This is a genomic window from Dyadobacter sp. HNCC25DJ185, from assembly GCF_056895195.1.
Window position 1 is genome coordinate 224407 of record NZ_JBXHAR010000007.1, and the last position, 22396, is coordinate 246802.

General features: G+C 47.9%; 23 protein-coding genes. 11 read left to right on the forward strand and 12 right to left on the reverse strand.

The annotated features are described in order from the left end of the window. Positions 1-14: 14 nt before the first annotated feature. The 6 genes from AC1XUF_RS20910 to AC1XUF_RS20935 form a co-directional block, all read right to left on the reverse strand. On the reverse strand, positions 15-1592 hold the full coding sequence (locus AC1XUF_RS20910) for a SusD/RagB family nutrient-binding outer membrane lipoprotein (RefSeq protein WP_483343777.1): 1578 nt from the start codon (positions 1590-1592) through the stop codon (positions 15-17). An 11-nt stretch (positions 1593-1603) separates the two neighbouring features. Further along, positions 1604-5056: a SusC/RagA family TonB-linked outer membrane protein gene (locus AC1XUF_RS20915; protein WP_483343778.1), complete on the reverse strand. Its 3453-nt coding sequence runs from the start codon at positions 5054-5056 to the stop codon at positions 1604-1606. A gap of 84 nt (positions 5057-5140) precedes the next feature. Next, entirely contained in the window at positions 5141-6178 is a 1038-nt protein-coding gene (locus tag AC1XUF_RS20920) for a FecR family protein (protein ID WP_483343779.1), read from the reverse strand. A 69-nt stretch (positions 6179-6247) separates the two neighbouring features. After that, a complete protein-coding gene (locus AC1XUF_RS20925; protein WP_483343780.1) occupies positions 6248-6790 on the reverse strand; it encodes an RNA polymerase sigma factor in 543 nt (180 codons plus the stop codon). Between the two features lie 275 nt (positions 6791-7065). Next, positions 7066-8169, reverse strand: coding sequence for a lactonase family protein (locus tag AC1XUF_RS20930; protein ID WP_483343781.1), 1104 nt, complete (start codon positions 8167-8169; stop codon positions 7066-7068). A 25-nt stretch (positions 8170-8194) separates the two neighbouring features. Then, the gene (locus AC1XUF_RS20935; RefSeq protein ID WP_483343782.1) at positions 8195-8932 is read right to left on the reverse strand and encodes a carbohydrate-binding family 9-like protein; all 738 of its coding nucleotides are present in this window, start codon (positions 8930-8932) and stop codon (positions 8195-8197) included. A gap of 232 nt (positions 8933-9164) precedes the next feature. Between AC1XUF_RS20935 and AC1XUF_RS20940 the strand changes: the two genes are divergently transcribed. The 4 genes from AC1XUF_RS20940 (at position 9165) to AC1XUF_RS20955 (ending at position 12644) form a co-directional block, all read left to right on the forward strand. After that, positions 9165-9455, forward strand: a complete 291-nt coding sequence (locus tag AC1XUF_RS20940; protein ID WP_483343783.1) for a hypothetical protein — start codon at positions 9165-9167, stop codon at positions 9453-9455. 129 nt (positions 9456-9584) lie between these two features. Further along, complete coding sequence (locus tag AC1XUF_RS20945; protein ID WP_483343784.1) at positions 9585-11120, forward strand: MFS transporter; 1536 nt, start codon at positions 9585-9587, stop codon at positions 11118-11120. Between the two features lie 41 nt (positions 11121-11161). Further along, positions 11162-11419: a DUF6814 family protein gene (locus tag AC1XUF_RS20950; RefSeq protein WP_483343785.1), complete on the forward strand. Its 258-nt coding sequence runs from the start codon at positions 11162-11164 to the stop codon at positions 11417-11419. Positions 11420-11459: 40 nt separating this feature from the next. Beyond that, positions 11460-12644 carry an acetyl-CoA C-acyltransferase gene (locus AC1XUF_RS20955; RefSeq protein WP_483343786.1) on the forward strand — a complete coding sequence of 395 codons (1185 nt, stop codon included), beginning with the start codon at positions 11460-11462 and terminating at the stop codon, positions 12642-12644. Here AC1XUF_RS20955 and AC1XUF_RS20960 read toward each other — a convergent pair. Next, positions 12641-13150: a GtrA family protein gene (locus AC1XUF_RS20960; protein ID WP_483343787.1), complete on the reverse strand. Its 510-nt coding sequence runs from the start codon at positions 13148-13150 to the stop codon at positions 12641-12643. The two genes, AC1XUF_RS20955 and AC1XUF_RS20960, sit on opposite strands and share 4 nt — an antisense overlap. 211 nt (positions 13151-13361) lie before the next feature. On the opposite strand from AC1XUF_RS20960, the gene AC1XUF_RS20965 reads away from it, so the two are divergent. Both AC1XUF_RS20965 and AC1XUF_RS20970 read left to right on the forward strand, forming a co-directional pair. Continuing rightward, a complete protein-coding gene (locus AC1XUF_RS20965; RefSeq protein WP_483343788.1) occupies positions 13362-13880 on the forward strand; it encodes a hypothetical protein in 519 nt (172 codons plus the stop codon). Positions 13881-13891: 11 nt separating this feature from the next. Further along, positions 13892-14428: a hypothetical protein gene (locus tag AC1XUF_RS20970; RefSeq protein WP_483343789.1), complete on the forward strand. Its 537-nt coding sequence runs from the start codon at positions 13892-13894 to the stop codon at positions 14426-14428. A gap of 1 nt (position 14429) precedes the next feature. On the opposite strand, the gene AC1XUF_RS20975 is transcribed toward AC1XUF_RS20970, so the two are convergent. From AC1XUF_RS20975 to AC1XUF_RS20985, 3 genes are all read right to left on the reverse strand, one after another. After that, a complete protein-coding gene (locus tag AC1XUF_RS20975) occupies positions 14430-15440 on the reverse strand; it encodes an SMP-30/gluconolactonase/LRE family protein (protein WP_483343790.1) in 1011 nt (336 codons plus the stop codon). 96 nt (positions 15441-15536) lie between these two features. Next, complete coding sequence (locus AC1XUF_RS20980; protein WP_483343791.1) at positions 15537-17042, reverse strand: alpha-amylase family glycosyl hydrolase; 1506 nt, start codon at positions 17040-17042, stop codon at positions 15537-15539. Between the two features lie 6 nt (positions 17043-17048). Next, positions 17049-17630: a Maf family protein gene (locus AC1XUF_RS20985; RefSeq protein WP_483343792.1), complete on the reverse strand. Its 582-nt coding sequence runs from the start codon at positions 17628-17630 to the stop codon at positions 17049-17051. Positions 17631-17733: 103 nt separating this feature from the next. Here AC1XUF_RS20985 and AC1XUF_RS20990 point away from each other — a divergent pair, with 103 nt between their 5' ends. Both AC1XUF_RS20990 and AC1XUF_RS20995 read left to right on the forward strand, forming a co-directional pair. Continuing rightward, entirely contained in the window at positions 17734-18192 is a 459-nt protein-coding gene (locus tag AC1XUF_RS20990) for a MarR family winged helix-turn-helix transcriptional regulator (RefSeq protein ID WP_483343793.1), read from the forward strand. 91 nt (positions 18193-18283) lie between these two features. After that, complete coding sequence (locus AC1XUF_RS20995; protein ID WP_483343794.1) at positions 18284-18895, forward strand: YceI family protein; 612 nt, start codon at positions 18284-18286, stop codon at positions 18893-18895. A gap of 78 nt (positions 18896-18973) precedes the next feature. On the opposite strand, the gene AC1XUF_RS21000 is transcribed toward AC1XUF_RS20995, so the two are convergent. Further along, positions 18974-19423 carry a type I restriction enzyme HsdR N-terminal domain-containing protein gene (locus AC1XUF_RS21000; protein ID WP_483343795.1) on the reverse strand — a complete coding sequence of 150 codons (450 nt, stop codon included), beginning with the start codon at positions 19421-19423 and terminating at the stop codon, positions 18974-18976. A 50-nt stretch (positions 19424-19473) separates the two neighbouring features. Between AC1XUF_RS21000 and AC1XUF_RS21005 the strand changes: the two genes are divergently transcribed. Beyond that, on the forward strand, positions 19474-20247 hold the full coding sequence (locus tag AC1XUF_RS21005; protein ID WP_483343796.1) for an AMP nucleosidase: 774 nt from the start codon (positions 19474-19476) through the stop codon (positions 20245-20247). A gap of 7 nt (positions 20248-20254) precedes the next feature. Here the strand turns inward: AC1XUF_RS21005 and AC1XUF_RS21010 are convergent, their stop codons facing one another. Further along, positions 20255-21634 carry a glycoside hydrolase family 140 protein gene (locus AC1XUF_RS21010; RefSeq protein WP_483343797.1) on the reverse strand — a complete coding sequence of 460 codons (1380 nt, stop codon included), beginning with the start codon at positions 21632-21634 and terminating at the stop codon, positions 20255-20257. 117 nt (positions 21635-21751) lie between these two features. Here AC1XUF_RS21010 and AC1XUF_RS21015 point away from each other — a divergent pair, with 117 nt between their 5' ends. Continuing rightward, positions 21752-22123 carry a globin domain-containing protein gene (locus AC1XUF_RS21015; protein ID WP_483343798.1) on the forward strand — a complete coding sequence of 124 codons (372 nt, stop codon included), beginning with the start codon at positions 21752-21754 and terminating at the stop codon, positions 22121-22123. A gap of 63 nt (positions 22124-22186) precedes the next feature. Beyond that, a complete protein-coding gene (locus AC1XUF_RS21020; protein ID WP_483344041.1) occupies positions 22187-22393 on the forward strand; it encodes a type II toxin-antitoxin system HigB family toxin in 207 nt (68 codons plus the stop codon). Positions 22394-22396: the final 3 nt, after the last annotated feature.

Sequence of the window (22396 nt, forward strand, 5' to 3'; positions counted from 1 at the left end):
CTTTTTTGTTTTGATTAATCCAAGTCCCACCAGATGGGGGTAGCGGCACTATCCTTTCCTCCCAGATAGGCCGCTACTGCTGCCTTCACGGCATCTCCACTGGAATTGGTAACGGCTGAGGGATACGTCAGCCGTTTGATAAATGTCCCCGCCGGTAAGTCAGGATTTTTACTCACCGCAACCGGGTACAATCTTGGGTAGCCGGTCCTTCTGAATTCAGACCAGGCTTCGGTCCCTTCGGGATATAGTGCGATCCATTTTTGGGTGATGATCCTTTCCAGTTTGGTTTCAAAATTGTCGGCCTCGTTCCATTTTACGGTAATCTGCGTCATCGACGGCATGTTGTTGGCTTTATTTTTCGGGTCAACATAGGCGGCTTGCATGGAGGTGCCAGACAGGTATTCGTCCACTCCGCCGACGTTACTGGCCTTAAAAGATGCCCGGATCCCAGCCTCGTAAAAATCCCTGGCGGTACCGCCCATATTCCAGCCTCTCAGGGCGCCTTCTGCCCTCAGGAAGTAACTTTCGGCAACGTCTACCTGTTTTACCGGCGAAGTGGTGGAGACGTTTGGAAGCGAATAAAACTGGTATCGCGTCTTATCAGGCCTTTCCGATCCTGCACGGATCCCTTTCACCTGTCCCTTCGCTGCGGTATCCGTGGCCGCGATCGCGTACGCTGGCAGGCGCGGGTCTGCAAATCCTTTCAGGAATGTCTCGACGCTAGCCGAAAGCCGCGTGTCCGACCAGGCATTGGCCATGGTATAGTAAGGATTGGTCGTAGAAGGTGTCACCGAAAACCCAATGTCGGACAGTAAGCCGCCGCTGGCCGGGTCTGCGGCCTTTTCTGCCTGGGTTTTGGCCACATCCGGTTTCACTTCTGAAATACGTATTGCCAGTCGCAGCCTCAATGTGTTGGCCAGCTTGATCCAGTTGGTATATTCTCCGAGAAGCGACGATTTGTCCCATTTGGCGAAACGCGTTTTGTCCGCATTGGGGTTAGCTGCCTCAGAAGCTTTCAGAAAGCCTACGGCTTTTTCCAGGTCTGCAAAAAATGCGGTATAAGCTTCCTCTTCCGAATCAAAAGTAACTTGGGCGGCGGTCCCATATCGGGAATAGGGATAGGGCCCGAAGGTATCCACCAGTCGATGCGCACCGGCTACTTTCACGATCAGGGAAATACCGTATAAGTCGGGATACTTGGTTTCATAACCTTTTTTCGACATCTGGAGCCATTGATCCATCACATTTTGCGTGGAGGTGTTCCAGGCTGTGTTGTTCCAGCCGTCCACCATGAAATAGGTGGTGGTGTTTTCATTGTTCAAAAACGGGGTAGGGGTTTCGAGGTAACCGGCGAAGGATTCGGCTTGCAGGTTTTGCTGGGTTTGTACCGCTGTGGTGGTAGCGACGATCCGGTTCATCATCAAAGGGAGCAGGATACCGCCTTCATTGGCGTCCTGGACCAGGTCTTCGTCGGTGATCAGCTTTTCGTCCTGGTTCAGGGTTTGCATGTAATCGGTGCACGAAGTCGCCGCGGAAAGCAGGCCTGCGACTATCAGGACATTGAATTTATAGGGTTTAGGAAGTAAATTCATTGCATTGACAGTTAGAAGGTTGCACGTACAGTAAAGCCATAGGAGCGGGTGGCGGGTATGCTGAACCCTTCGATCCCCTGCATGCTGTTGGCGGTCGTGATACTTACTTCCGGGTCAAACGGGGCGTCTTTGTAAAAGAAGAACAGGTTCCTGCTGATCAGCGAAACGCTGATGTCTTTGATGGCTTTGGAAACCTGAGGGAAGGAATAGCTCAAAGCCAGTTCGCGCAAACGCACATTGGTGGCGCTGAACATATACTCTTCGGCCGCCGCCGCGACATCGCCTTTTCCTGAAATAAAGTTGTAGTAGGTTTCCGCAGGTACCACTTTCCCGTTCAACGTCACCCCACCCGCATCCCGGGCATCCCCGGACCTTTTGGATAGCCCTTTGAAATCCAGCCACTGCTCGGTCATCGAAGCAATTTTCCCCCCGAAACGGCCATCCACCAGAAATGAAAGTGCCGCATTTTTGTATTTGAACTGGTTGTTGAAACCCAGCAGGAATTTAGGATTTGCATTGCCCAGATACTGGTCGGTACCTGCGGATAACAGCGGGAGGCCCGTCGTTTCATTGTATTTGATGTTGCCATTTTCGTCCCGCTGATAGGTTTTTCCAAACAAATCGCCGTAAGAACCATATTCCCGGCCATGCAGATTGGAGATACCGGGGCGCGTCAGGAACAATTGCAGCATCCGTGTACTTCCGCCGGCCTGCAATACAAACCAATCGGATTTCAACAAGCTGCTGAGTTCGCGGATCTGGTTGACATTCCTCGAAAAATTGATCCCTGGTGTCCAGGTTACCCCTTCGAAATCCGCTTTGTAGCTTATGGTCGATTCAAAGCCTTTGTTCCGTATGGTTCCTCCGTTGATCCAGAAATTGGATGCACCAGCCCCGGCAGGCGCCTGGATCTGGAAAACCTGATCGTAGGTAGTGGCATTGTAATACGTCAGGTTCATGCTCAGCTTGTCCTTGAAAAACCTTAATTCCGTACCAATCTCATACGAACGTGTCCTTTCGGGTTTCAGGCTGGTGGTATCTGTGCCGCTGAAAAACGGCAGTGTGCCTCTTCCATTCACGTTTTCGTCATTGGAAAGCGAATAAGGCGGCGTCCAGTTGGCCACTCCAAATGGCAGTGCATTCCCCACCTCGGCATAGGAAGCCCTGACTTTTGCAAAAGAAAATATATCGTTTGGGGACAAATGCTCGGTCAATACGTAGGACAAACCTACCGACGGGTAGAAATAGGATTGGTTTACAGTGGACGACCATTCCTTACGGGCAGTCAGGTCGAGGAAAACGGTTTCCTTAAACCCGACGGTCGCAGTGCCGAAAAGCGCCTGTGTCAATCGTTTCTGCAAACTTTCGGTCGCATTAAAAAAGCCTTGGCCGGTCAGGCTCTGCAATGCATATACCGAGAAATAATTGGGATAGGATAGGGTATTGGTTGCTCCGTTGTTGCCTACATTCAGGTCGTAAAATGTATTTTGTGTATTGCTGAAACCAAGGGTAGCCGACAGAAAAAGATCCTTCCCAAAGGTTTTTGCGCCACTTAGCAGTATGTCCGAATAAAGTTGGTCGGTGTTTGTCAGGTTCTTGCGGTAGCCGCCGTTCAGCCCCACCAGTGTAGGGTCCGAGGAAGCGTACTGGCGAAGTTCATAGCTGTCCTGCACTTTATCATAGGTGGCCCTTCCCTGCAAATTCAGCCAGCCGGTAATCGCCCATTTGGCCGAAAAAGCGTAGATGGCCCTGTTCCTGAACTGGTCGGTCTGGTTGCGATTGGCGAGCCAGTACGGGTTTTGGTTTGAACTCGCTTCATTTTTGATATAAGGCCAGTTTTGCACATTCATGAGGCGCGAGGGATCCCATTTCTGGAAATTGTCGCCGCTGTATTTCGAAAAATCGTCGCCGGTCGGGAACAGGTACAAGCTGAAAATCGGGCTGAAATAGAACCCCGCCATGGGGCGATTGTAAACTTTCTGTTCGATATAGTTGACGGACGCGTCCAGCGAAAGCTTGTTGTTGAAAAGCTGGGTGGTACCTCTCAAATTGATGTTATGTCGCTTGTAGTCGTTCTGAGGGACAATACCATTTGCCCTGGTATTGGCATAGGACAAATAAAACTGCCCGATGTCGTTGCCGTTTGTGATCGATACGCTGTTCACGAAGGTTTTACCTGTCTCAAAGAAATTTTTGAGATGCCTGTCACTTCCATTGGTAATCGCCGGTCCCCAGCTGTCGTTGACGGTGGTATTGGCCACGCCGCCGTAGCCCTGACCGTACCTGGTCTGCACATGAGGCAATGCAATAGGGTTTTCGAAATTGGCTGTGGAGGAAAAGTTAACCGACGAAAAGCCTTTGCGGCCTTTTTTGGTGGTTACCAAAATCACCCCGTTCGCAGCCTGGCTTCCGTACAATGCGGCCGCCGAGGCGCCTTTGAGGATACTGATGTTTTCAATGTCTTCCGGGTTGAGGTTCGAAATCGCATCGCCCGCGTCACGCGTATCAAATAAAGTAGCGCCTTGCGCGCCGTTGGCATTGTTCATGGGGATACCGTCGATCACATAAAGCGGCTGGTTATTGCCGGTGATGGATTTGTTTCCGCGAAGCAATACTTTGGAAGAGGAGCCCGGTCCGCCCGAACCTTTGGTGATCACCACACCGGCCGCCTTACCCGCCAGTGCATTGATCATATTGGGGTCTTTGACCTTCAACAGCTCTTCTCCACTCACATTCTGCTGGGCGTAAGTCACGCTTCTTGCATCTTTTTCGATACCTAATGCAGTTACCACCACTTCACCCAGCAGTTTGATGTCGTCGATTAGTACCAGATCAATGATGGTTCGGCCACCGACGGTTATTTCCTGGGAGTTGTAGCCAATGGAAGAGCATATCAGTACCGCGTTGCCGTCGGGTACATTCACGGAAAATTTACCGTCAAGATCGGTAGTAGTCCCAACTGTGGTGCCCTTGACCAGGATATTCGTGCCAGGGATAGCCTTTCCCTTAGCGTCCTTTACGGTCCCCCTCACTTCCTGGGCGGCCTTTGCCTCGGAGGGGGCCGGCGGGGCTGTGGTCGCAGACGTGGTTTTTACAGCAGAAGACTTATTGTTGATGATAATGTTGTTGTTGATTTGTGTATAGCCCAGGCCGGTGCCTGTAAGTATATTTTCCAGTATATCTTTGATCGAAGTGTTCTGAAAGGAAACAGATACTTTTTTCTTGACGTTGATGCGCTCAATGCTGGTGATAAACTTGAAGTCACTCTTTTTCTCGATAGCGATAAATGCCTTCTGCAGGGAAACGTCCTTGAGATAGAGCGAAATCTTCACTTCTTCAATACCCTGCCCCGAGTCTATACCGGCTGCATTCGCCGTGTTGAGCAACAGCCAGATCACCATGAGCGATCCGGGCAGTTTACGGGACAGGCTGAGCGACGATTTTACGGGTAATGGTTTTTTCATAGCGTAGCTAGGAAAGGTTAAGCGGTTTAGTGTTAAACATCAGCAGTCAAATCAAGTAACTATATCAATGGATTCAGGAATTCTTTATCTGCAAACTCCTCCAAGTATTGTAACTTGTTCTCCGTCAATATGATAACGGAAGGAGTTGGAGATGCTCAATAGTTTTAAAACATCTTTCAGGGTGGTGCCTTCATGAAAGCTTGCCATCACCCGGCAGTCTTTGAGATTTTGCTCTTTGAAATTGATGCGGACACCGTAATGCGCCTCCAGTCTGGCGGCTACCTCCACATAGGTATTGTTTCTGAATACCAACTGGTCTCTTCGCCATGCACCAACGTCCTGTATGCTAACGATGTCTATATACGTTTCGTCTTTTTCAGTATTGATCACCAGTTCTTGCTGGGGCGTCAGCTGGGTAATGCGTATGGGCATTCCGCTCTGGATCCCTTTGCTGACTTCCACTTTTCCGGTGGCTACAGCAACCGAGGCAGTTTCGTCCCCTTTATTTGCTTTCACGTTGAAGGACGTGCCCAGCACCCGGGTTGAGACCTTCTGGCTCCGGACTATGAAGGGTTTTTCGGGATTGGGCACGACTTCAAAAAAAGCCTCGCCTTCCAGGAACACCTCTCTTTGGTCCGAAAGAAACGCCTTCGGATATTCCAACTTGCTGTTTTTATTGAGCCAGACCTTTGAGCCGTCGGGCAGTACAAAGCTTGTCACCTCGTTGGCAGTCATTACCTTTTGGCCATAGCTGATCCTGGCAACAGTCTTTTTGCCCATATTTTTATTCACAAAAAGGTATCCGATCCCAATCAAAAGCACGACGCTGGCTGCGGCCATCCAGGGCCTCAGCCATGGGAAGCGATTGTTTTTAACCTGCTTTTCAAGATGGTTACCTTCGGTTTCAGCGATTCTGGCATGTAGGCGGGCAAGTGCTTCCTCAGGATTGAATTCAGGCATACCCTCGGGTCCCTTCTCCTGCTGCCAGGCGGTTTTTATCTGCTGGTACAAGTCGTGGTTATTGTAGTCTTCGAGCCACCATTCCATTGCCAGCTCTTCTTCCGGGCTACATTCGCCTGCCAAATATTTGGCGATCAGGGGCCAAGGTGTGTGATCTGACATGTATTTAGGTGCTTTCCTAAGTTAGGACAAGGAAAGAAAGGGGGCACCCCCACCCGGTAGGGATATTTTTTATAATCTGTAGGATTTCTGCAGAAGTTTCAGTTGTTTGATGGCCTTACCCATCTGATTTTCAACTGTTTTGGCAGATAGAGAAAGAATTTCGGCAACTTCATTGTAAGAAAAACCCTCGAAACGGTTCAGCTGGAATATGGCTTTTCTTTTCAGTGGAAGGTAGTTCACGAGGTTGTTGACGCGCGACTCCAGTTCATGGTACAGCAGTTCCTCCTCGGGTCCTGACCTTTCTTCCACGATATCGTCGCTCAGATCCTCCATGATGTATTTTTCCTGTTTCATGTAGTTGATACAGGTATGGCGAGTAGCCGTAAAAAGATATGAACGAACATTTCTCTCGACCGTCAATGTGTCCCTTTTGTCCCAGATCCTGAAAAAGACGTCGGCTACAATTTCTTCCGCAAGGTCTTTCCGATTAGTCATGTAAGTCGCGAACCGGCAAAGGGAGGAATAATATTTCCTGAAAATGCAATCCAAAGCCCGGCTATCCCCTTGTTTGATCAGGGTTATGAGCAGTAAATCGTCCTGGCCATTCGTCATAAACTGGAAATCTGTGATCCGTTGAATCTTAAAATGGGTGTTATCGGGCTTTCAGGAGTGCTCCGTTATACTACGATTTTGAATTGATTAACATCCTATTATTGGTGTCATAAATTAAAATAGTAATATTTTCTTTGGTAAATTTTCAGTTGTGAAGAAGATTCATAAAATTTTTTTAAAATTAGAAAAGTAAATTGAAATAAGCGATAACCGCTGAAAATAATCTTGGAATTCGTGATTTTCAGCGGTTATTACCTCTATTCGGGGTACGGTTTCTAATTCAGGAATAGTTGCTTAACGCAAACGGGCGTGGGGATGGAAATCTCCTTCCCGGTGTAAGTCAACTGCCCGGTTTTGGCGTCCCTGGTAAAAAATACGACGTTGTTGTTATCGCGGTTGGTCACGATCGCAAATTGACCTTTCGCGTCGATCATGAAATTCCGTGGATGCTTGCCGTGGGTATCGGCGTGGCCTGCCACCGTCAGCTTGCCGGTTTTCGCATCCACACCATAGATAGCAAGGCTTTCGTGACCTCTGTTGGAAGCGTACAGGAACTTCCCGTCCGGGGAGAAGTGGATATCCGCTGCGAAACTTTTACCTGTAAAGTCGGCCGGCAGCATCGTCACACGTTCCATGGGCACCAATGCCCCGGAATTTTTTACGATTTTGAAGGAATTGACAACTGAGCCCAACTCACAGGCCGAATAGCCAAAATTCCCATTGGGATGTATTGCGAAATGGCGGGGACCATCCCCGGCCTTTACTTCGGCATAAGGTACGGCTCCCGGCGTAAGTTTGCCCGTATTGGGATCCACGGAGTAAACCAGGATTTTATCAATGCCCAGATCCGATGCATAAATGAATTTTCCGTCCGCAGAGGGGATTACCGAGTGCATGTGAGGCTTTTGCCCCGCAGCACCCTTATCCTGGATGCTGTCGGCGGCCGCGCCGATTGTACCATCGGCATTGAGCAGGTACACGCCCAGCTGCCCGCTGCCGTAGTTGGACACATACAGGAACCGTCCTTTGGGATCCACTGCAACATGGCAGGGTCCTTTACCGAGTGAAGGCTGGGCATTGAGGCTTTTAAGCTTGCCCGTAGCCGGGTCAATTGCAAACGAGGAAACGGTGTTGTTGCCTTCATTAGCGGCGTAGAGGAATTTTTTATTCGGATGAAATTCGAGGAAAGAAGGGCTTGTTTTGCTGGTAAGCACCTGTAACTCCTTGAAAGAGTAATCTTTGCGGTCGAATTCGTAGACATAAATACCTTCACCCTTTTGGGTGTATGTACCGATGTAAAGGATTTCTTTGGTTGATTTTTGTGCAAAAGTCATCACAGCAGAAATAAGGCAAAGGAAAATAAGAATGGTGGATCTCATGGTTAAGGATTTGATTTAAAAGTATTTATTCGAAAATGAGTGTGCCGAATTTTTTGTATTCATGAAAACTGCCGCCTGTTTTTTGCCAGGAGTAATAAGCTGTTTCAGAATCATAGTCGATGCGATAGAAATTCCCGCGCCACTTGGTCCCCGGTTTAGGAATGGATGGCACAATAGGATTCATTAACGCGTAAGGAATGAAAAATTCCGCTTTCCAGCCTTCTACGGACGCCATGCTTTTCTTTTGACCTCCCTGGGCGCTGGTTTCATGCTGTACCCGGTTGCGGTCGTCGTAATGCCAGGGTTTCCAGCCCTGCGCTTTTCCGTTCATGTTCGGTACCAGGATGGGCAGCTCGTAATTGAGCGGAGAAACCTCGTATTCGAGATAGATCGGAAAAGAGGTGTCGGGCCAGAGGAACACTTCCACGACATCTTCTTTGAACAGTGCCCCATAGTCTTCCATGATGGTTGAAGTCAACTTTTGGTCCGTGCAATCGAAAAGAAAATAAATTCCTTTATCGGAGTACAGTATTTTCATTCTGGTTGGAAATTGCTTTCCGGGGGAGGGCTGGTTGGGGCCTTTCTGCACGTTCAGATCGAGCCATTGTGCTGAGGCCCAATTGGAAGCAGATCCCTGTCCGTTCACCTGGAAGTCCGTGGTCTTTTTGATAACGAGTGTGGAATCGGCCAGATTGGCGAATGAGTCGATTTGGCCCAGGGTTCCTGACATGAGCAGACAGGCGAGCGCGATTTTTTTTAACATCAATAAAGCGTTAGAATTGCGAAATAATCAGGTTTTAGGAAAAGATTGTCATTGGCAGTCAGCGGCGTGGGCCATGAAGAATGGCAATTTCATTAGGTTTTTACATTTTACCAAATGATTATTTTCCGAAATATTTATTGAGAAAAAACTTAATAAGTATCTTGGTCATTATGGAATGATTATTTAGAAACCGGAAGTATATTTATCGAAACCTTTTAACTTATAAATAAACATGATACGCGAAAGAGGAGAGCCGGCAATTGCGGACACTAGCAAGCCGATCATAGAACCACCCGTTTTCCCGGACTATCCGGAAAATACTCAGAAGACCCGCGCGGTTGCTCAAGATCCTGACCTTCTTGGAGATGACGATGAGGATGACGACGAAGATCTGGATCTCACGGACGATGACGAGGAGGTAGTTGATGAATTTGATGAAGACATCGACGACAGTAAAATCGTTATCGAAGATCCCGACGATATTTTCAATGCAGCTGACGACGATGACGAAGACGATTTCTGAGACATGGTACTAGTTTTAAAAAGCCCTCTGGAACCCAATCCGGAGGGCTTTATTTTTGATCCATGAGTAATGAAATGGTTCTCGTGACTTATTCAGCTAAATTGTTTTATTCTCATCTTTCCTAACCCAATGACTTCTACCGACAAGAATGTTACCCAAAACATTACGCAGGTAATTGCCGCTTCTTCCCTTGGTACGCTGATTGAATGGTATGATTTCTACATTTTTGGCAGCCTGGCCGTTATCATCGGGCAGCAATTGTTTCCCAGTGACGCGGGTGCTTCGGCGCTGATCAACACGCTGGCCATTTTTGCGGCGGGATTTATAGTCCGTCCGTTTGGCGCATTGGTTTTTGGTCGGCTGGGGGATCTTATAGGCCGGAAATATACATTTCTGCTCACGCTTGTGCTGATGGGTGGCTCCACATTTTTAATTGGATTGATACCTTCTTATTCCAGCATTGGCTATGCGGCGCCGATACTAGTTTTGATATTGAGACTTGTCCAGGGGCTTGCATTGGGCGGAGAATATGGCGGGGCGGCTACTTATGTGGCGGAACACGCCCCGGTTGGCAAGAGGGGTTTTTTTACAAGCTGGATCCAAACTACCGCGACATTAGGGCTGTTCCTTTCATTAGGTGTTATTGTATTGACCAAGAATCTGCTGGGGGCCAAGGACTTTGCAGACTGGGGCTGGCGCATTCCGTTCCTGGTGTCGATTTTGCTGGTGGGCGTGTCGATCTACATCCGGATGAAAATGCACGAATCCCCGGTTTTTACGAAGTTGAAATCGGAAGGTAAAATATCGGCGAACCCGCTGAAAGAGAGTTTTCAGAAACGGGCCAATTTCAAAATGGTATTGCTGGCACTATTTGGCGCTACGATGGGGCAGGGGGTAATCTGGTACACCGGCCAGTTTTATGCGCAGTCATTTCTTGAAAATACCTGTAAGCTTGACTTTAATGAATCCCGGTATATACTCCTTTGGGCGATCTTGTTCGCTACCCCTTTTTTCGTGGTTTTTGGTTCTTGGAGCGACAAAGTGGGCCGCAAGTGGATCATGCTTACGGGTATGCTGCTTGGCGTCGTTTTTTACCGGCCGATCTACCAGTATTTCCTGGATGCTACGAACGTAAAGGAAATGCAGAAAACAGAATTGAAAAGCACTTCCGACCCTGTTGTAGAACGTGGCTTGGTCAAGGACAAGCTGGATTCTCTGATTACAACCACAGTTGTGAAGACGCTGAATAACGGGATGACTTTTAAAGAATCCAGTGTGGTTATCATTCCGGAAGATGTGCTGGAACCGCTACCGGAGCCGCAGACGCTGATCAGGGACGTAACGCTTACCGGTCAGAGTTATATCATGGTGATCCTGCTGGTTTTCTTCCAGGTTTTATTGGTAACGATGGTTTACGGACCCATTGCCGCGTTTTTAGTCGAGCTTTTTCCGACACAGATCCGATATACTTCTATGTCTTTGCCTTATCATATCGGAAATGGTGTTTTCGGTGGATTGGTACCTTTCATTGCAACGCTGGTTGCGTCGTTCAGCGGCTCAACGCCGCTTTCGGGACTCTGGTACCCCATCGGTATCGCTGCCTTGTCCTTTGTAATCGGCGCGATTTACATCGATAACAGGGTTGATAACAATGTGATGGACTGAAAGCCAGTGATTTGAAACGGATATTTTAAAAACATTTGATCATGAGTTCTTTAAAGAAATTTCTAGGGATACTTTGGATGCTGCTTGGGCCGGTTATCATCCTGTTTTTATTCATGCAGGCGGCGGACAAGATAGCCGCTGCGGCTGAGGGCATTGCCCGTACCAATACAACGCTGCAGTGGTCGATCATTATCCTCATTTTTATTCCGATATGCGCTGGCCTGGTCATTTTCGGGTTTTATGCCTGGAAAGGAGAGTACGACCATTTGCCCGAAAGCTCTTCGGATTTGCAGGGATAGTTGCTATTTTTGGGCTTGTACCATTCGACAAGCCGGAGTTATGAAGGAAGAGGTTTTTATATTATCTGCAGTCCGTACGCCTATTGGCAGTTTTGGGGGAAGTTTGTCGTCTGTTCACGCAGCACGGTTGGGTGCCACTGCCATTCAGGGGGCTTTATCCAGGTCCGCTGTATCGCCGGAGCAAGTTCAGGAAGTTTTCATGGGGAACGTGGTATCTGCCAATCTGGGCCAGGCTCCTGCCAGGCAGGCCGCCATATATGCGGGGCTGCCTGCAAATGTGATTTGTACTACGGTTAATAAAGTGTGCGCTTCCGGCATGAAAGCAGTGGTTTTCGGAGCTCAATCTATTCAACTGGGCGACGCAGAACTGGTCGTATCCGGCGGTATGGAAAGTATGTCCCAGATCCCTTATTATCTCCCCAAAGCGAGATACGGATATGGCTACGGGAATGGTGAAATCGTCGATGGCTTGCTGAAAGACGGTCTTACTGATGTTTACGACCAGATCGGAATGGGCGTTTGCGGTGACAGAACGGCAAATAAATATGCCATTTCACGCGAAGAACAGGATACATTCGCAATCCAGTCGTACCAGAGAAGTGCCTTGTCTACCGAGAATGGCTCGTTTGCCAATGAAATTGTTTCCGTTGAGGTACCATCACCAAAAGGCGGCGAGTCCACCTGGATCTCGGAAGACGAAGAATTCAGGAAAGTCAAATTTGAAAAGATACCTTCTTTAAAGCCTGCTTTTTCAAAAGATGGAACGGTCACGGCTGCCAATGCTTCCACGATCAACGACGGCGCCGCGGCACTGGTACTCTCGGGCTCGTCAGCGGTAAATGCTTCTGGCCTCAAACCTATAGCCAGGATCGTTGCCTATGCCGACGCGGAGCAGGAACCAGCCTGGTTCACCACCACTCCCATTATTGCCACAAAAAAAGTCCTGAAAAAAGCAGGAATGCCGATCTCAGCTATCGACTATTTTGAAGTGAACGAGGCATTTGCAGTCGTTGTATTGGCTTATATCAAAGAGTTGGGATTGGATGTGAATCGGGTGAATGTGTTTGGTGGGGCGGTTTCGCTCGGCCATCCGCTGGGTGCCTCGGGCGCGCGCATTATCACCACCTTGCTATCTGTTCTGGAAAAAAACAAGGGCAGATATGGCCTCGCTGCCATCTGTAACGGTGGAGGGGGCGCTTCGGCTGTTATTATTGAGAGGCTTTAAGATGCTTTGATCAGCTCTTTCAGGCGGTCGTAAAAACCTGTACTCTTGAACGTGAAGGTTTTGTGAAGAATGTAATTACTAATGAAACTGAAACCCATCCCGCAGATATAGGAACCCATTTCGGTAATATTCACTTCTTTTTTTCCAAAAGGCAGCTTCGCTTTGTAAACATCCATTCCCAAAAAGTCTACCGCCAGCCAGTAGGAGCCGATGGTGAATAGCTGGGTAACCAGGTAGGAGACGATGGCGACCATGAAAAACTTCACCATTTCGCGGCGTGTCTGATTCGTGCGCCTGGCATCGAACGCGAATAATTTGGTAAGTGTGAAGCCTACAACGAATCCAACGAGGTAGGACGGGAAAATGGATGCGCTCCATGAAATGCCAAACCAATCCTGGATTAAACTGCTGGAAACTAATTGGATAACTGCGCCGGTGCCTGCAACGATAAAATAAGCTATAAGATCTTTGGCATTAAAAATTTTACTGTTTTTCGATTCGGCCACGTGCGTGATGAGATTGGTTAAGAACGGCTTAAAAAGCAAATGTGGCCCAATATTAGAAAGAAATTGATCCTGAAACAAAATGAGCCAGCTAATTGAGCGAACGGACCAGCGTCATTTTGGAATATACGCATGGCACTGTTTTTGTTATTTGAAATACAACGGACCATTTACCACTAGAAATTGAAGTTTATTTTAACCGGTCGATCATTTTATGAAAAAACCTGCCTTACTACTTGCCTTCCTGCTATCCGCACTCTCCGCATCGGCGCAAACACAGAAATGGGCGCTGGGTTTTGAAGTTGGAGAACCTATCGGCGTAAGTGTGAGAAAATATGGCGATCATAATGCACTGGATATCAGCATTGGGACCTATATCGGTTTGTTCAAGAGTAAAGATAATTACAAGGTAAGTAACGATGACCTTGGAAGCATCGGTGTGATGTTCAATGCAACCTATTTATGGTACGCCTCCTTATTCAACGAGAGAATGACGGCTTACGCTGGTCCCGGCGTTCAGGTTAATTCGCGCCGGTATTATCCCGACCGGGATGTGAAATCGGTGTACACGACCAATATTTCCACGGGCCCTTCTGCGACGGTCGGCCTGGAATTCTTTTTTGCCGATAAACCGGCTTCTTTTTTTGTCGAAGGCGGGGGATATCTTGAGTTAATTCCCAAATTCTTTTATTTTAATCCCAACCTCAGCATCGGGCTGAGACACAATTTTTAACCTGAAATCCATTGAAAACGAACCTGATAGGTCTTTTTGCGCTGATTATCGCCTTTACCCATTTCTCGTGTTCCGAAACCCTCCAACGGCGGTATGATCAAAGGCATGGCACAACCTCGGCCAGTGACCGGTACGATGATCCCGACCGGGACAGGACGCGGACTTCGCCGACTTCGACCGGGAAGGATGCGTACAAAAGAGATTATGACAAAATGATGGAAGAGGACGTCAAAAGCAATTATGCCAAGACAGATTACAACCAGAAGCTGGTTACACAATACGAGGATATGGACAAGACCGGTGAGTTGGTCTTGTACGAACTGGATATCCTGGAAAGCCGCTGGAATGTGCTGATCAATGAATACAAAACATCCAATCAATCTGGAAAAGAAGTAATATCGGAAGAGCTGGACAAGATTTCCGAAGACCGGCTTGTCCTTTATAAGGCTTACACCAATATTTACAGAAATGGAAAGACAAATTGGGCCGTGGTGAAGCGAGAAGTAGAGAACACATTAAGGTCTATTCGGAAAGTGGCCGATAAATAGGCTACCAGCCCGCTCCTTTCGTTGATGTTTTAATGCGGCAAATGTAGCTGTCGACGGTCATGTATAAAGTTGTACCGTCGTCTCCCCAGGCACAATTGGAAGTCAGCTCACCCATTTCAATGCGGCCCAGCAGCTTTCCGGCGGGGGTTAATATCAGCATCCCGCCCGGGCCCGACGACCAGATATTCCCATCCTTATCGGTCTTCAATCCATCCGGCAGTCCTGTTTTACCAGCTTTTACCATTGGAGTAGCGTCATAAATCGGTTTTCCCGAGCCGATCTTTCCATGAGCGTCCACCGGGTAGGACATAATCACTGCCTGATCCGGATCCGATTGGGCCACATATAAAGTTTTTCCGTCTGGAGAGAAGGCCAGCCCGTTTGGCCTGGTCAGATCCGCTATTTCCATCGTCACTTTACCGTCTTTCGCGATCCGATATACGCCAAGCTCTTTTAACTCGCGGCTGGCATCCTCGTGTTTTTTGCTCAATCCGTAGGGGGGATCGGTGAAATAATAGCTGCCGTTTGCATGTTCCGTGACATCATTGGGGCTATTGAACCGCTTCCCGTCGAACCTGTCGGCAAGGGTCATTTTTCCGCCGCCTTTGAGCGGCATTGCGGAAATCCGTCTGTCGCCGTGTTCGCAAGAAACGAGCCTGCCTTTGCTATCGATGAGGAGCCCGTTGCTGCCTTCTTCATCGCTGTAAAGTCCCAGGCCGGTGTAGCCCGAAGGTTTTAAAAAAACAGAAAGCCCGGTTTTTTCCTCCCATTTATAAACCGTGTTCTTGGGCACATCAGAAAAAAGCAGGTAACCTTCCTCTTTATTCCAGACAGGCCCTTCGGACCAATCGAAACCCGAAGCAAGTACCTCTACCCTGGAATCTTTTGGCAATAGCTTTTCTAATGAAGGATCTTCATAAATGATCTTTCCAAGTGTAGGGTAGGATTTCTGGGCTTGCGAGATCTGAGTGACAGACAAGAGCAATAGACAGGAAAGTAGACGGGCCTTCATAGCACAAGCGGTTTGGTAGACCAATACGATGGTTTTTAACAAAAGAAGCTTATCCCGCATAACCTACTGTTCGGGCTTACAGAATACAGCTGCACCTCAGGACATCGAGAGTATCAGGCTTTTATAGGGCCTAAGTTCTGTATTGGAAAGAATACCGGAGTGTGAAGGGTCTGTTGAAAAAAGGACTTTGTTAAAATCGGTTTTGTCTTCCGGTAGCTCCCATTTCTTGGAATGCCCGCTCAGGTTGTGGATGATGATCAGCGATTTATTTGCGTGCGGTCTGAAATATGCCAGCAGTTGGTCATCATGCAGGCAAACGCGTTGGAGGTTCGGGGCGAAAATCTGGCTCAACGCAGGCTCCTTTTTTCGTAATGTGATCAGCGAATGGTAATGGTTGTATACTGAATCCGGGTCTTTTTTCTGTTCAAACAGTGGAACGATCGTTTGGTTGGTAGAGAATTGGGCATTTATCCAATGGGTGTTCTCCGAATGTTCTTCTTCATTTTCAGACCAGAGAAAAGGCTCCCGGATGTAGGGATCGGGCTTGGTGCCCAGCATGCCGATTTCTTCGCCATAGTAAATGTAGGGCTGCCCGGGCAACGTCAATAGAATGCTGGCTGCAAGCTTTATTTTATCTTTATTATTCCCTACGACACTTCCGATACGATCCTGATCGTGGTTGGTAAGCATAATCGCATCGATAAAAAGCGGATTATATTTTTCAAACAATGCGTAACTGGCCTGTAACTTCTCAACGATGTCTTCATCTTTCTCGTGAACAACAATGCGCTGCAATGCAAAGCTCAGGTCAAAATGGAAGGTCGCATTGAGATACCGGAAATAGGGCGCCACTTCCTCGGTTTCGGCCCAGACCTCGGCCACGGTGAATGCACTGGGTTTGATATGATCCACCAGTTTGGCAAAGTAATCCCAGAAGCCAATACTTTCTTCTTTTTCCCAATCGGGATAAATATGCCTGGCCGCATCCAGCCTGAACCCGTCCACGCCAATATCTAGGAGCCAGAACCGGATGATCTTTTCCAGTTCCTGCCGCAGTTCGTCCGAATGGTAATTGAGATCGGGCATGCCTTTGAAAAACAGCCCGTAGTATTTTTCCTGATCTTCCGGGTTGTCGTGCCAGGGGTACACCACCTGCGAGTCGTCCGAAGTTTCCCTTCTTGAAATCCCCAGCGCTTCGATCTGGGGCGGAGTCATCCACCAATAGAAATTGCGAAAAACGTTGTCGTGGCTTTTTCTGGCTTCGGCAAACCACGGATGCAATGTGCTGGTGTGATTGATGATCAGGTCGAGGTAAATCTGCATGTTGCGCTCATGCGCGGCATGGAGCAGGCGTTTGAAATCGTCTAATGTGCCATATTCCGGCTCAATGGAATAATAATCCATGACGTCGTATTTGTGATAGCTGGGCGACGGATGAATGGGCGTAAGCCAGATCGCCTCGATGCCCAGTTCCGCGAGATAGTCTAATTTGGAAATGATGCCTTGCAGATCACCAATACCATCCCCGTTTGAATCACAGAAGGAGCGGACAAAAATCTCGTAACAAATCCGTGGAATAAATTTCGATTTGTCTGCAATCATGTTGAGCTAGTGCGGCCTGAAATAAGGCTTTAACATTTGATAAACAACCTGAACAGGAAGTCCCATGATGGTATAAAAAGAGCCTTCGATTTTTTCAATCCCGACCATGCCTATCCATTCCTGAATACCGTAGGCACCTGCCTTATCGAAGGGTTTGTAATGCTCAATATAGTAGGTTATTTCCGGATCTTCCAATTCACGGAAGTAAACTTTCGCCTGATCGGAAACGGTTTGCAGGGAATCACCGGCCAATAAGCTCACCGCGGTGATTACCCGGTGGCTTTTGCCGGAAAGCATCTTCAGCATCATGAATGCTTCCTCCTGGCTGGCGGGCTTATTGAGGATATGACGGTCTGCGATCACAACAGTATCAGCGGTCAGTACAAGATGGCAGGGGCGCACACCACGAAACATTTCTGCTTTGCCCGCCGCAATGTAGCCCGCCACTTTGTCTACAGGTAAATCCGGGGGAAATGTTTCGTCGGTAGGAACGACCTCAACTTCAAACTCGAAACCGGCGTCTGCCAGCAATTGCCTGCGTCTGGGGGAGTTAGAGGCGAGAATAAGGTCTTTTTGTAAATATGGCATTCCGTTTTTTTAAATATTTTTTCAGGTTAGGAACTATTATCTGACAAATAGATGTTACAACATTAAATGTAGATACATTATTTACATTTAAAATTGATCAGCTATGTCTATTGAAACTGATATCAAGCAAAATAAATTTCGGAGCGCTTATCAACGTCTGGCACTGAACCTGGTGTACACCACCAACTGGCTGGAATATAAGCAACACGAGCAGTTGAAGGAGTATGACCTCACCCCGCAGCAATATAATGTGCTTAGAATCCTCCGGGGGCAGCAGCAGAACCCTATTAAGGTAAGCGATATCACCGAAAGAATGCTGGATAAAAATTCCAATACATCACGGCTGGTGGACAAACTGCTTGCAAAAGACCTGGCAAAGCGGACTTCCTGCCCGAGCGACCGCCGGGCTGTAGACGTGGTGATCACAGAAGAAGGCCTTAAGTTGCTCAAAGACCTGGACCCTGTTGTAGACGCCTGGGATGAACGTTTCAGCATCATCACAACGGAGGAAGCGGACAGGTTCAGCGAAATGCTGGACAAGCTTCGGGAATCGGCCAATTGAATTCATCGATCCGGCGATCCGGCGCACCGGCGCACCGGTCAAAACAATAATCACAATAAATCAATCAATTTAATTTAAAATGAAAACTACAATGAAATCTGTTAAACTTTTTGTTGCATCTCTTGCCGTCGCTTTGTTTGTTTCTTCCAACGTATCTGCTGAAAATGCGGACAAAAAGGTGACTAACCTGAAAGTAAATACCTCAAAAAGCGAGCTTACCTGGGTTGGTAAAAAGGTAACCGGCGAACATACCGGTAAAATTGCCCTGAAAGAGGGAACTATCATCCTGGACGGTGCAAAGCTGACTGGCGGTAAATTTGTTGCAGACCTTACGACTATTACCAATACTGACCTTACCGACAAAGAGTACAACGCGAAATTGATCGGCCACTTGAAGTCAGATGATTTCTTTTCGGTAGAAAAACACCCTACTGCTACTTTTGTGGTAACCAAGGCAACTCCGAAGTCTGCTGGTGTTTACGACGTGACTGGCGACCTGACGATCAAAGGAATTACCAAACCGGTGACTTTTCCGGTAACCGTTAAAACCACCGCTGCTGGTGCAGAAGCGACTGGCACACTTGTTGTTGACCGCTCTAAATATGATATCAAATACAATTCGAAATCATTCTTCGAAAACCTTGGCGACAAAATGATCCATGATGATTTCACCATCGACGTGAAATTGGTTGCCGGTAAGTAATGATTTTTTCATGGCTAATAAATGTAGTAAAGCCTGCCCGGTTGTGGCAGGCTTTCTTTTTTGCCGGACAAAGCAGGATCAGAGGTTGTTTTCCCGGTAAGACGGGAAATCGTCCATAAACTGGATCTGTCCGTTTATGGCCTGGAAGCAATAGTGGCTCATTCCATTGGTAACTGCCAGAAATTGAGGTTGCAGCGTGAAATTGTAGCGGCTGATCTGTGCAAAAGTCGCCTCATTGACTGCAATAAATGGGGCTTTGCACTCGACCAGCAAAAAGGGCAGCGAATTGGACGACAGTACCATAATGTCCGTCCTTTTTGCCAGTGTATGGTATTGCAAACCGGTTTCTATTGCGAACAGTGATTTAGGATAGCCGTAATGCGTGATCAGCAGATGAATAAAGTGCTGGCGGACCCATTCCTCGGGGGTCAGCGAAACGAATTTCCTGCGTATGATGTCGAAAATGTATGGTTTCCCGTTTACCTGCTTAACTTTATAAGCAAATCCGGGAAGGTTCAATGATTCCATGAACGAAGATACACATACCGGCAAACCACGCCAATAAAGCTTTCAATTTCATGACTACCAAGGAGCAAATCGTCGAAAACTGGCTTCCGCGCTACACCGGTACCCCGGTCGAAGATTTCGGAAGCTATATCCTGCTGACCAACTTCGGCAACTATGTGACCATGTTCGCAGAGAAGTTCGGGGTGGATGTGAAAGGGCAGGGCAGGGCGATGCAAACGGCCACTGCAAAGGATATTACGATCATCAATTTCGGCATGGGAAGCCCGATGGCCGCAACCGTGATGGACCTTTTGTCGGCGATCAAGCCCAAGGCTGTTTTGTTTTTAGGTAAATGCGGGGGGCTTAAAAAAACGCAGGTTGGCGATTTGATCCTTCCCATTGCAGCAATCCGTGGGGAAGGCACCAGCGACGACTATATGCCGCCGGAAATTCCCGCGCTACCATCTTTCCGTTTACAAAGCACCGTTTCCGCCAGCATTGCAAAATACAAAATGGACTATTGGACCGGCACAGTTTACACCACCAACCGGAGGATCTGGGAACACGACGATAGTTTTAAGGAATATCTCCGAGAAATCCGCGCGATGGCGATCGATATGGAAACGGCTACTATTTTCATTGTGGGTTTTGCCAATTCAATTCCGCACGGGGCTTTGCTGCTGGTGTCTGATAACCCACTTGTTCCTGAAGGTGTGAAAACGGAAGAGAGTGACAAAAAAGTCACGAATAATTTTGTAAAGAAGCACCTTGAAATCGGTATTGAGGCACTTACTGAGCTTGCGCGTTCGGGCGCATCGGTGAAGCATTTGCGTTTCGAGAGCTAGTCTGGTTTTACTTCCTCAAATTATAGCCGGCCCAGGGTTTTGCCGCATCATCGACCACCAACACCCAGTCCGTGTCGGGGCCAGCCGCATAAGGTTTGAATTCAGCTGCGCTTTCATTGGTGAATTCCCCGATTTTCAAACTTGATCCATCCCTTGGATTGAACCAGTAGGCGATCAGGTTAACCGCGCTGAATTTGGTCAGGTCTAGTTTCACGGGAAGCCCTGACGGGCTATAGGCGAAAGCAAAATCCTTCGCCGCAGACATACTTGCGATCTGGTAACCTGCTCCTTCCGGGTTATCATTCAGAATAATTTCCTGATGGGGGACCAGCGTTTCCCAGGGATGCGATGCCGCCAATTTTTTCATGTACCCCATCTGAAACGCGCCGGGCAGGTCGATGGCAACCTGCCAGTTGGTTTTTGCAAAGGACATGGGTTTATGCAGGGCGTTGTCGAACATTTGCCAAACCGGATGACATCCGTAGGTATGACCGCAAGCACCCGATAAAAAAGCCCACCATGCAGCTTCGCGGGTATCAAAATCATTGAAATAGCCCAGTTCTGGTTTCCAGTTAATCGCGTGGTCCTCGTATCGCGGCTCGGCGTCCAGTGTCGGCTTCGGAGGCGTCAGCTGATAGTCTTTTCTAATCATCAGATAGTTTTTAAGGTGTCGGAAATTATGCCCCGACTGGACTGTATTCAAGCTGAGCCAATCCGCTTGATGGAAGTTTTTGGACGAGTAACTGGCCCCTGCCGGGTGATAAGTGATGAGCTGCGACCCACCTGCCACTTTCTGTATGGCAGTTGCCAATGCGTTGATGATTTGGCCATGGATTTCCTTTTCCGGGTCACGGTCGCCCCCTAAAACCCATATCACACCTTTCCCGTTATACCGCTTGGCAATATATTCGCCATAGATTTTTGAATTTTCCGGTGTCAGGCTTTCGGGGCCGTTATCCCACTTTTTACTGAATTTATCTCCCCAGGCTGGAAGCATGCCAATGTAAATGCCAAGTTTATTGGCCTCTGCAACGACCTTGTCCACATGCCGGAAGTATTTCTCGTTGGGCTTTGTCGGATCGAAATTTTCGAAAGCCATCTCCCCGTATTTGTTTGGAATGTTCAGGCCTTCGAAATTGGCATTAATGACGGTAAGTACAACATTATAACCTTTATCGGCGCGGTTTTTCAGATACATTTTCGCCTCTTCCAAGCTCAATCTGTGCAGCAGTTCCCAGGCGGTATCCCCGAGCCAGAAAAATGGGTTTCCTTTCTCGTCCGAAATATACCTGTCCCCTTTTTTGACTTTCAGCGCAGGCAGCCGGTTTTGTGAATAGCCATTTACACCCATAAAGAGGAATAACAAGAGGAGCAGAAACTGTTTCATTTGAATCGGAGTTTCAAGATGGATAATAGCTTTGGTACAACAGAACACGGCAGTGGGAGCTCTTGTGCCGGACTGGTAAAAATATACTCCCTGTTTGAACGGGACAAATAAATTACAATGGAAAATGAATCACTGTACGTCCGGATCGGCGGGGACGAAGCATTGAGAAAGCTGACCGATACATTTTACGATCTGGTCTTCGAGCACGAGCTTATTTCGAGGCTTTTTAAAAGTGACAAAGATCTGATCAAAGAAAAGCAGAGAATGTTTTTAACCCAGTTCCTGGGCGGGCCTCAACTATATTCTGATGTGTATGGTCATCCCATGATGCGTGCCCGCCACATGCCGCATACGATTACCGAGGACGACGCCGTGGCCTGGCTGCAATGCATGTCGGAGGCAGTTGGCGGGTTGCCAATCAGCAAGGAGTTGAAGGATGAATTGTTCGACCGGTTTCCGAGGACGGCGTTTTTTATGGTGAATAGTTGAAATTTCAACGTAACCAAAACAGACTCAAAATCTGCTTTGACAACCTAATCAATTCGGAATTGAATCTCCACCAGGAGTAAAACAGACCTTTGCAAATATTTAAGAGACGGCCAAATTGTGTTTTACATGAAAGGTAATTCATTGAGGCTCGCAGCGAAATTCAATTTCAGGAAACAATGGGTTTTTATACGTTCTATCGGAACGCTCCGGGAGAATGACACGATGCCGTTTCCAGCATTGTCGACGGCAACTTGCGCTGATCCTTGGTGACAA

Bases quoted from the DNA above. Each gene is read 5' to 3' on its own strand.
- AC1XUF_RS20910 (WP_483343777.1), bottom strand. From the start codon at position 1,592: ATGAATTTACTTCCTAAACCCTATAAATTCAATGTCCTGATAGTCGCA.
- AC1XUF_RS20915 (WP_483343778.1), bottom strand. From the start codon at position 5,056: ATGAAAAAACCATTACCCGTAAAATCGTCGCTCAGCCTGTCCCGTAAA.
- AC1XUF_RS20920 (WP_483343779.1), bottom strand. From the start codon at position 6,178: ATGTCAGATCACACACCTTGGCCCCTGATCGCCAAATATTTGGCAGGC.
- AC1XUF_RS20925 (WP_483343780.1), bottom strand. From the start codon at position 6,790: ATGACGAATGGCCAGGACGATTTACTGCTCATAACCCTGATCAAACAA.
- AC1XUF_RS20930 (WP_483343781.1), bottom strand. From the start codon at position 8,169: ATGAGATCCACCATTCTTATTTTCCTTTGCCTTATTTCTGCTGTGATG.
- AC1XUF_RS20935 (WP_483343782.1), bottom strand. From the start codon at position 8,932: ATGTTAAAAAAAATCGCGCTCGCCTGTCTGCTCATGTCAGGAACCCTG.
- AC1XUF_RS20940 (WP_483343783.1), top strand. From the start codon at position 9,165: ATGATACGCGAAAGAGGAGAGCCGGCAATTGCGGACACTAGCAAGCCG.
- AC1XUF_RS20945 (WP_483343784.1), top strand. From the start codon at position 9,585: ATGACTTCTACCGACAAGAATGTTACCCAAAACATTACGCAGGTAATT.
- AC1XUF_RS20950 (WP_483343785.1), top strand. From the start codon at position 11,162: ATGAGTTCTTTAAAGAAATTTCTAGGGATACTTTGGATGCTGCTTGGG.
- AC1XUF_RS20955 (WP_483343786.1), top strand. From the start codon at position 11,460: ATGAAGGAAGAGGTTTTTATATTATCTGCAGTCCGTACGCCTATTGGC.
- AC1XUF_RS20965 (WP_483343788.1), top strand. From the start codon at position 13,362: ATGAAAAAACCTGCCTTACTACTTGCCTTCCTGCTATCCGCACTCTCC.
- AC1XUF_RS20975 (WP_483343790.1), bottom strand. From the start codon at position 15,440: ATGAAGGCCCGTCTACTTTCCTGTCTATTGCTCTTGTCTGTCACTCAG.
- AC1XUF_RS20980 (WP_483343791.1), bottom strand. From the start codon at position 17,042: ATGATTGCAGACAAATCGAAATTTATTCCACGGATTTGTTACGAGATT.
- AC1XUF_RS20985 (WP_483343792.1), bottom strand. From the start codon at position 17,630: ATGCCATATTTACAAAAAGACCTTATTCTCGCCTCTAACTCCCCCAGA.
- AC1XUF_RS20990 (WP_483343793.1), top strand. From the start codon at position 17,734: ATGTCTATTGAAACTGATATCAAGCAAAATAAATTTCGGAGCGCTTAT.
- AC1XUF_RS20995 (WP_483343794.1), top strand. From the start codon at position 18,284: ATGAAATCTGTTAAACTTTTTGTTGCATCTCTTGCCGTCGCTTTGTTT.
- AC1XUF_RS21000 (WP_483343795.1), bottom strand. From the start codon at position 19,423: ATGGAATCATTGAACCTTCCCGGATTTGCTTATAAAGTTAAGCAGGTA.
- AC1XUF_RS21005 (WP_483343796.1), top strand. From the start codon at position 19,474: ATGACTACCAAGGAGCAAATCGTCGAAAACTGGCTTCCGCGCTACACC.
- AC1XUF_RS21010 (WP_483343797.1), bottom strand. From the start codon at position 21,634: ATGAAACAGTTTCTGCTCCTCTTGTTATTCCTCTTTATGGGTGTAAAT.
- AC1XUF_RS21015 (WP_483343798.1), top strand. From the start codon at position 21,752: ATGGAAAATGAATCACTGTACGTCCGGATCGGCGGGGACGAAGCATTG.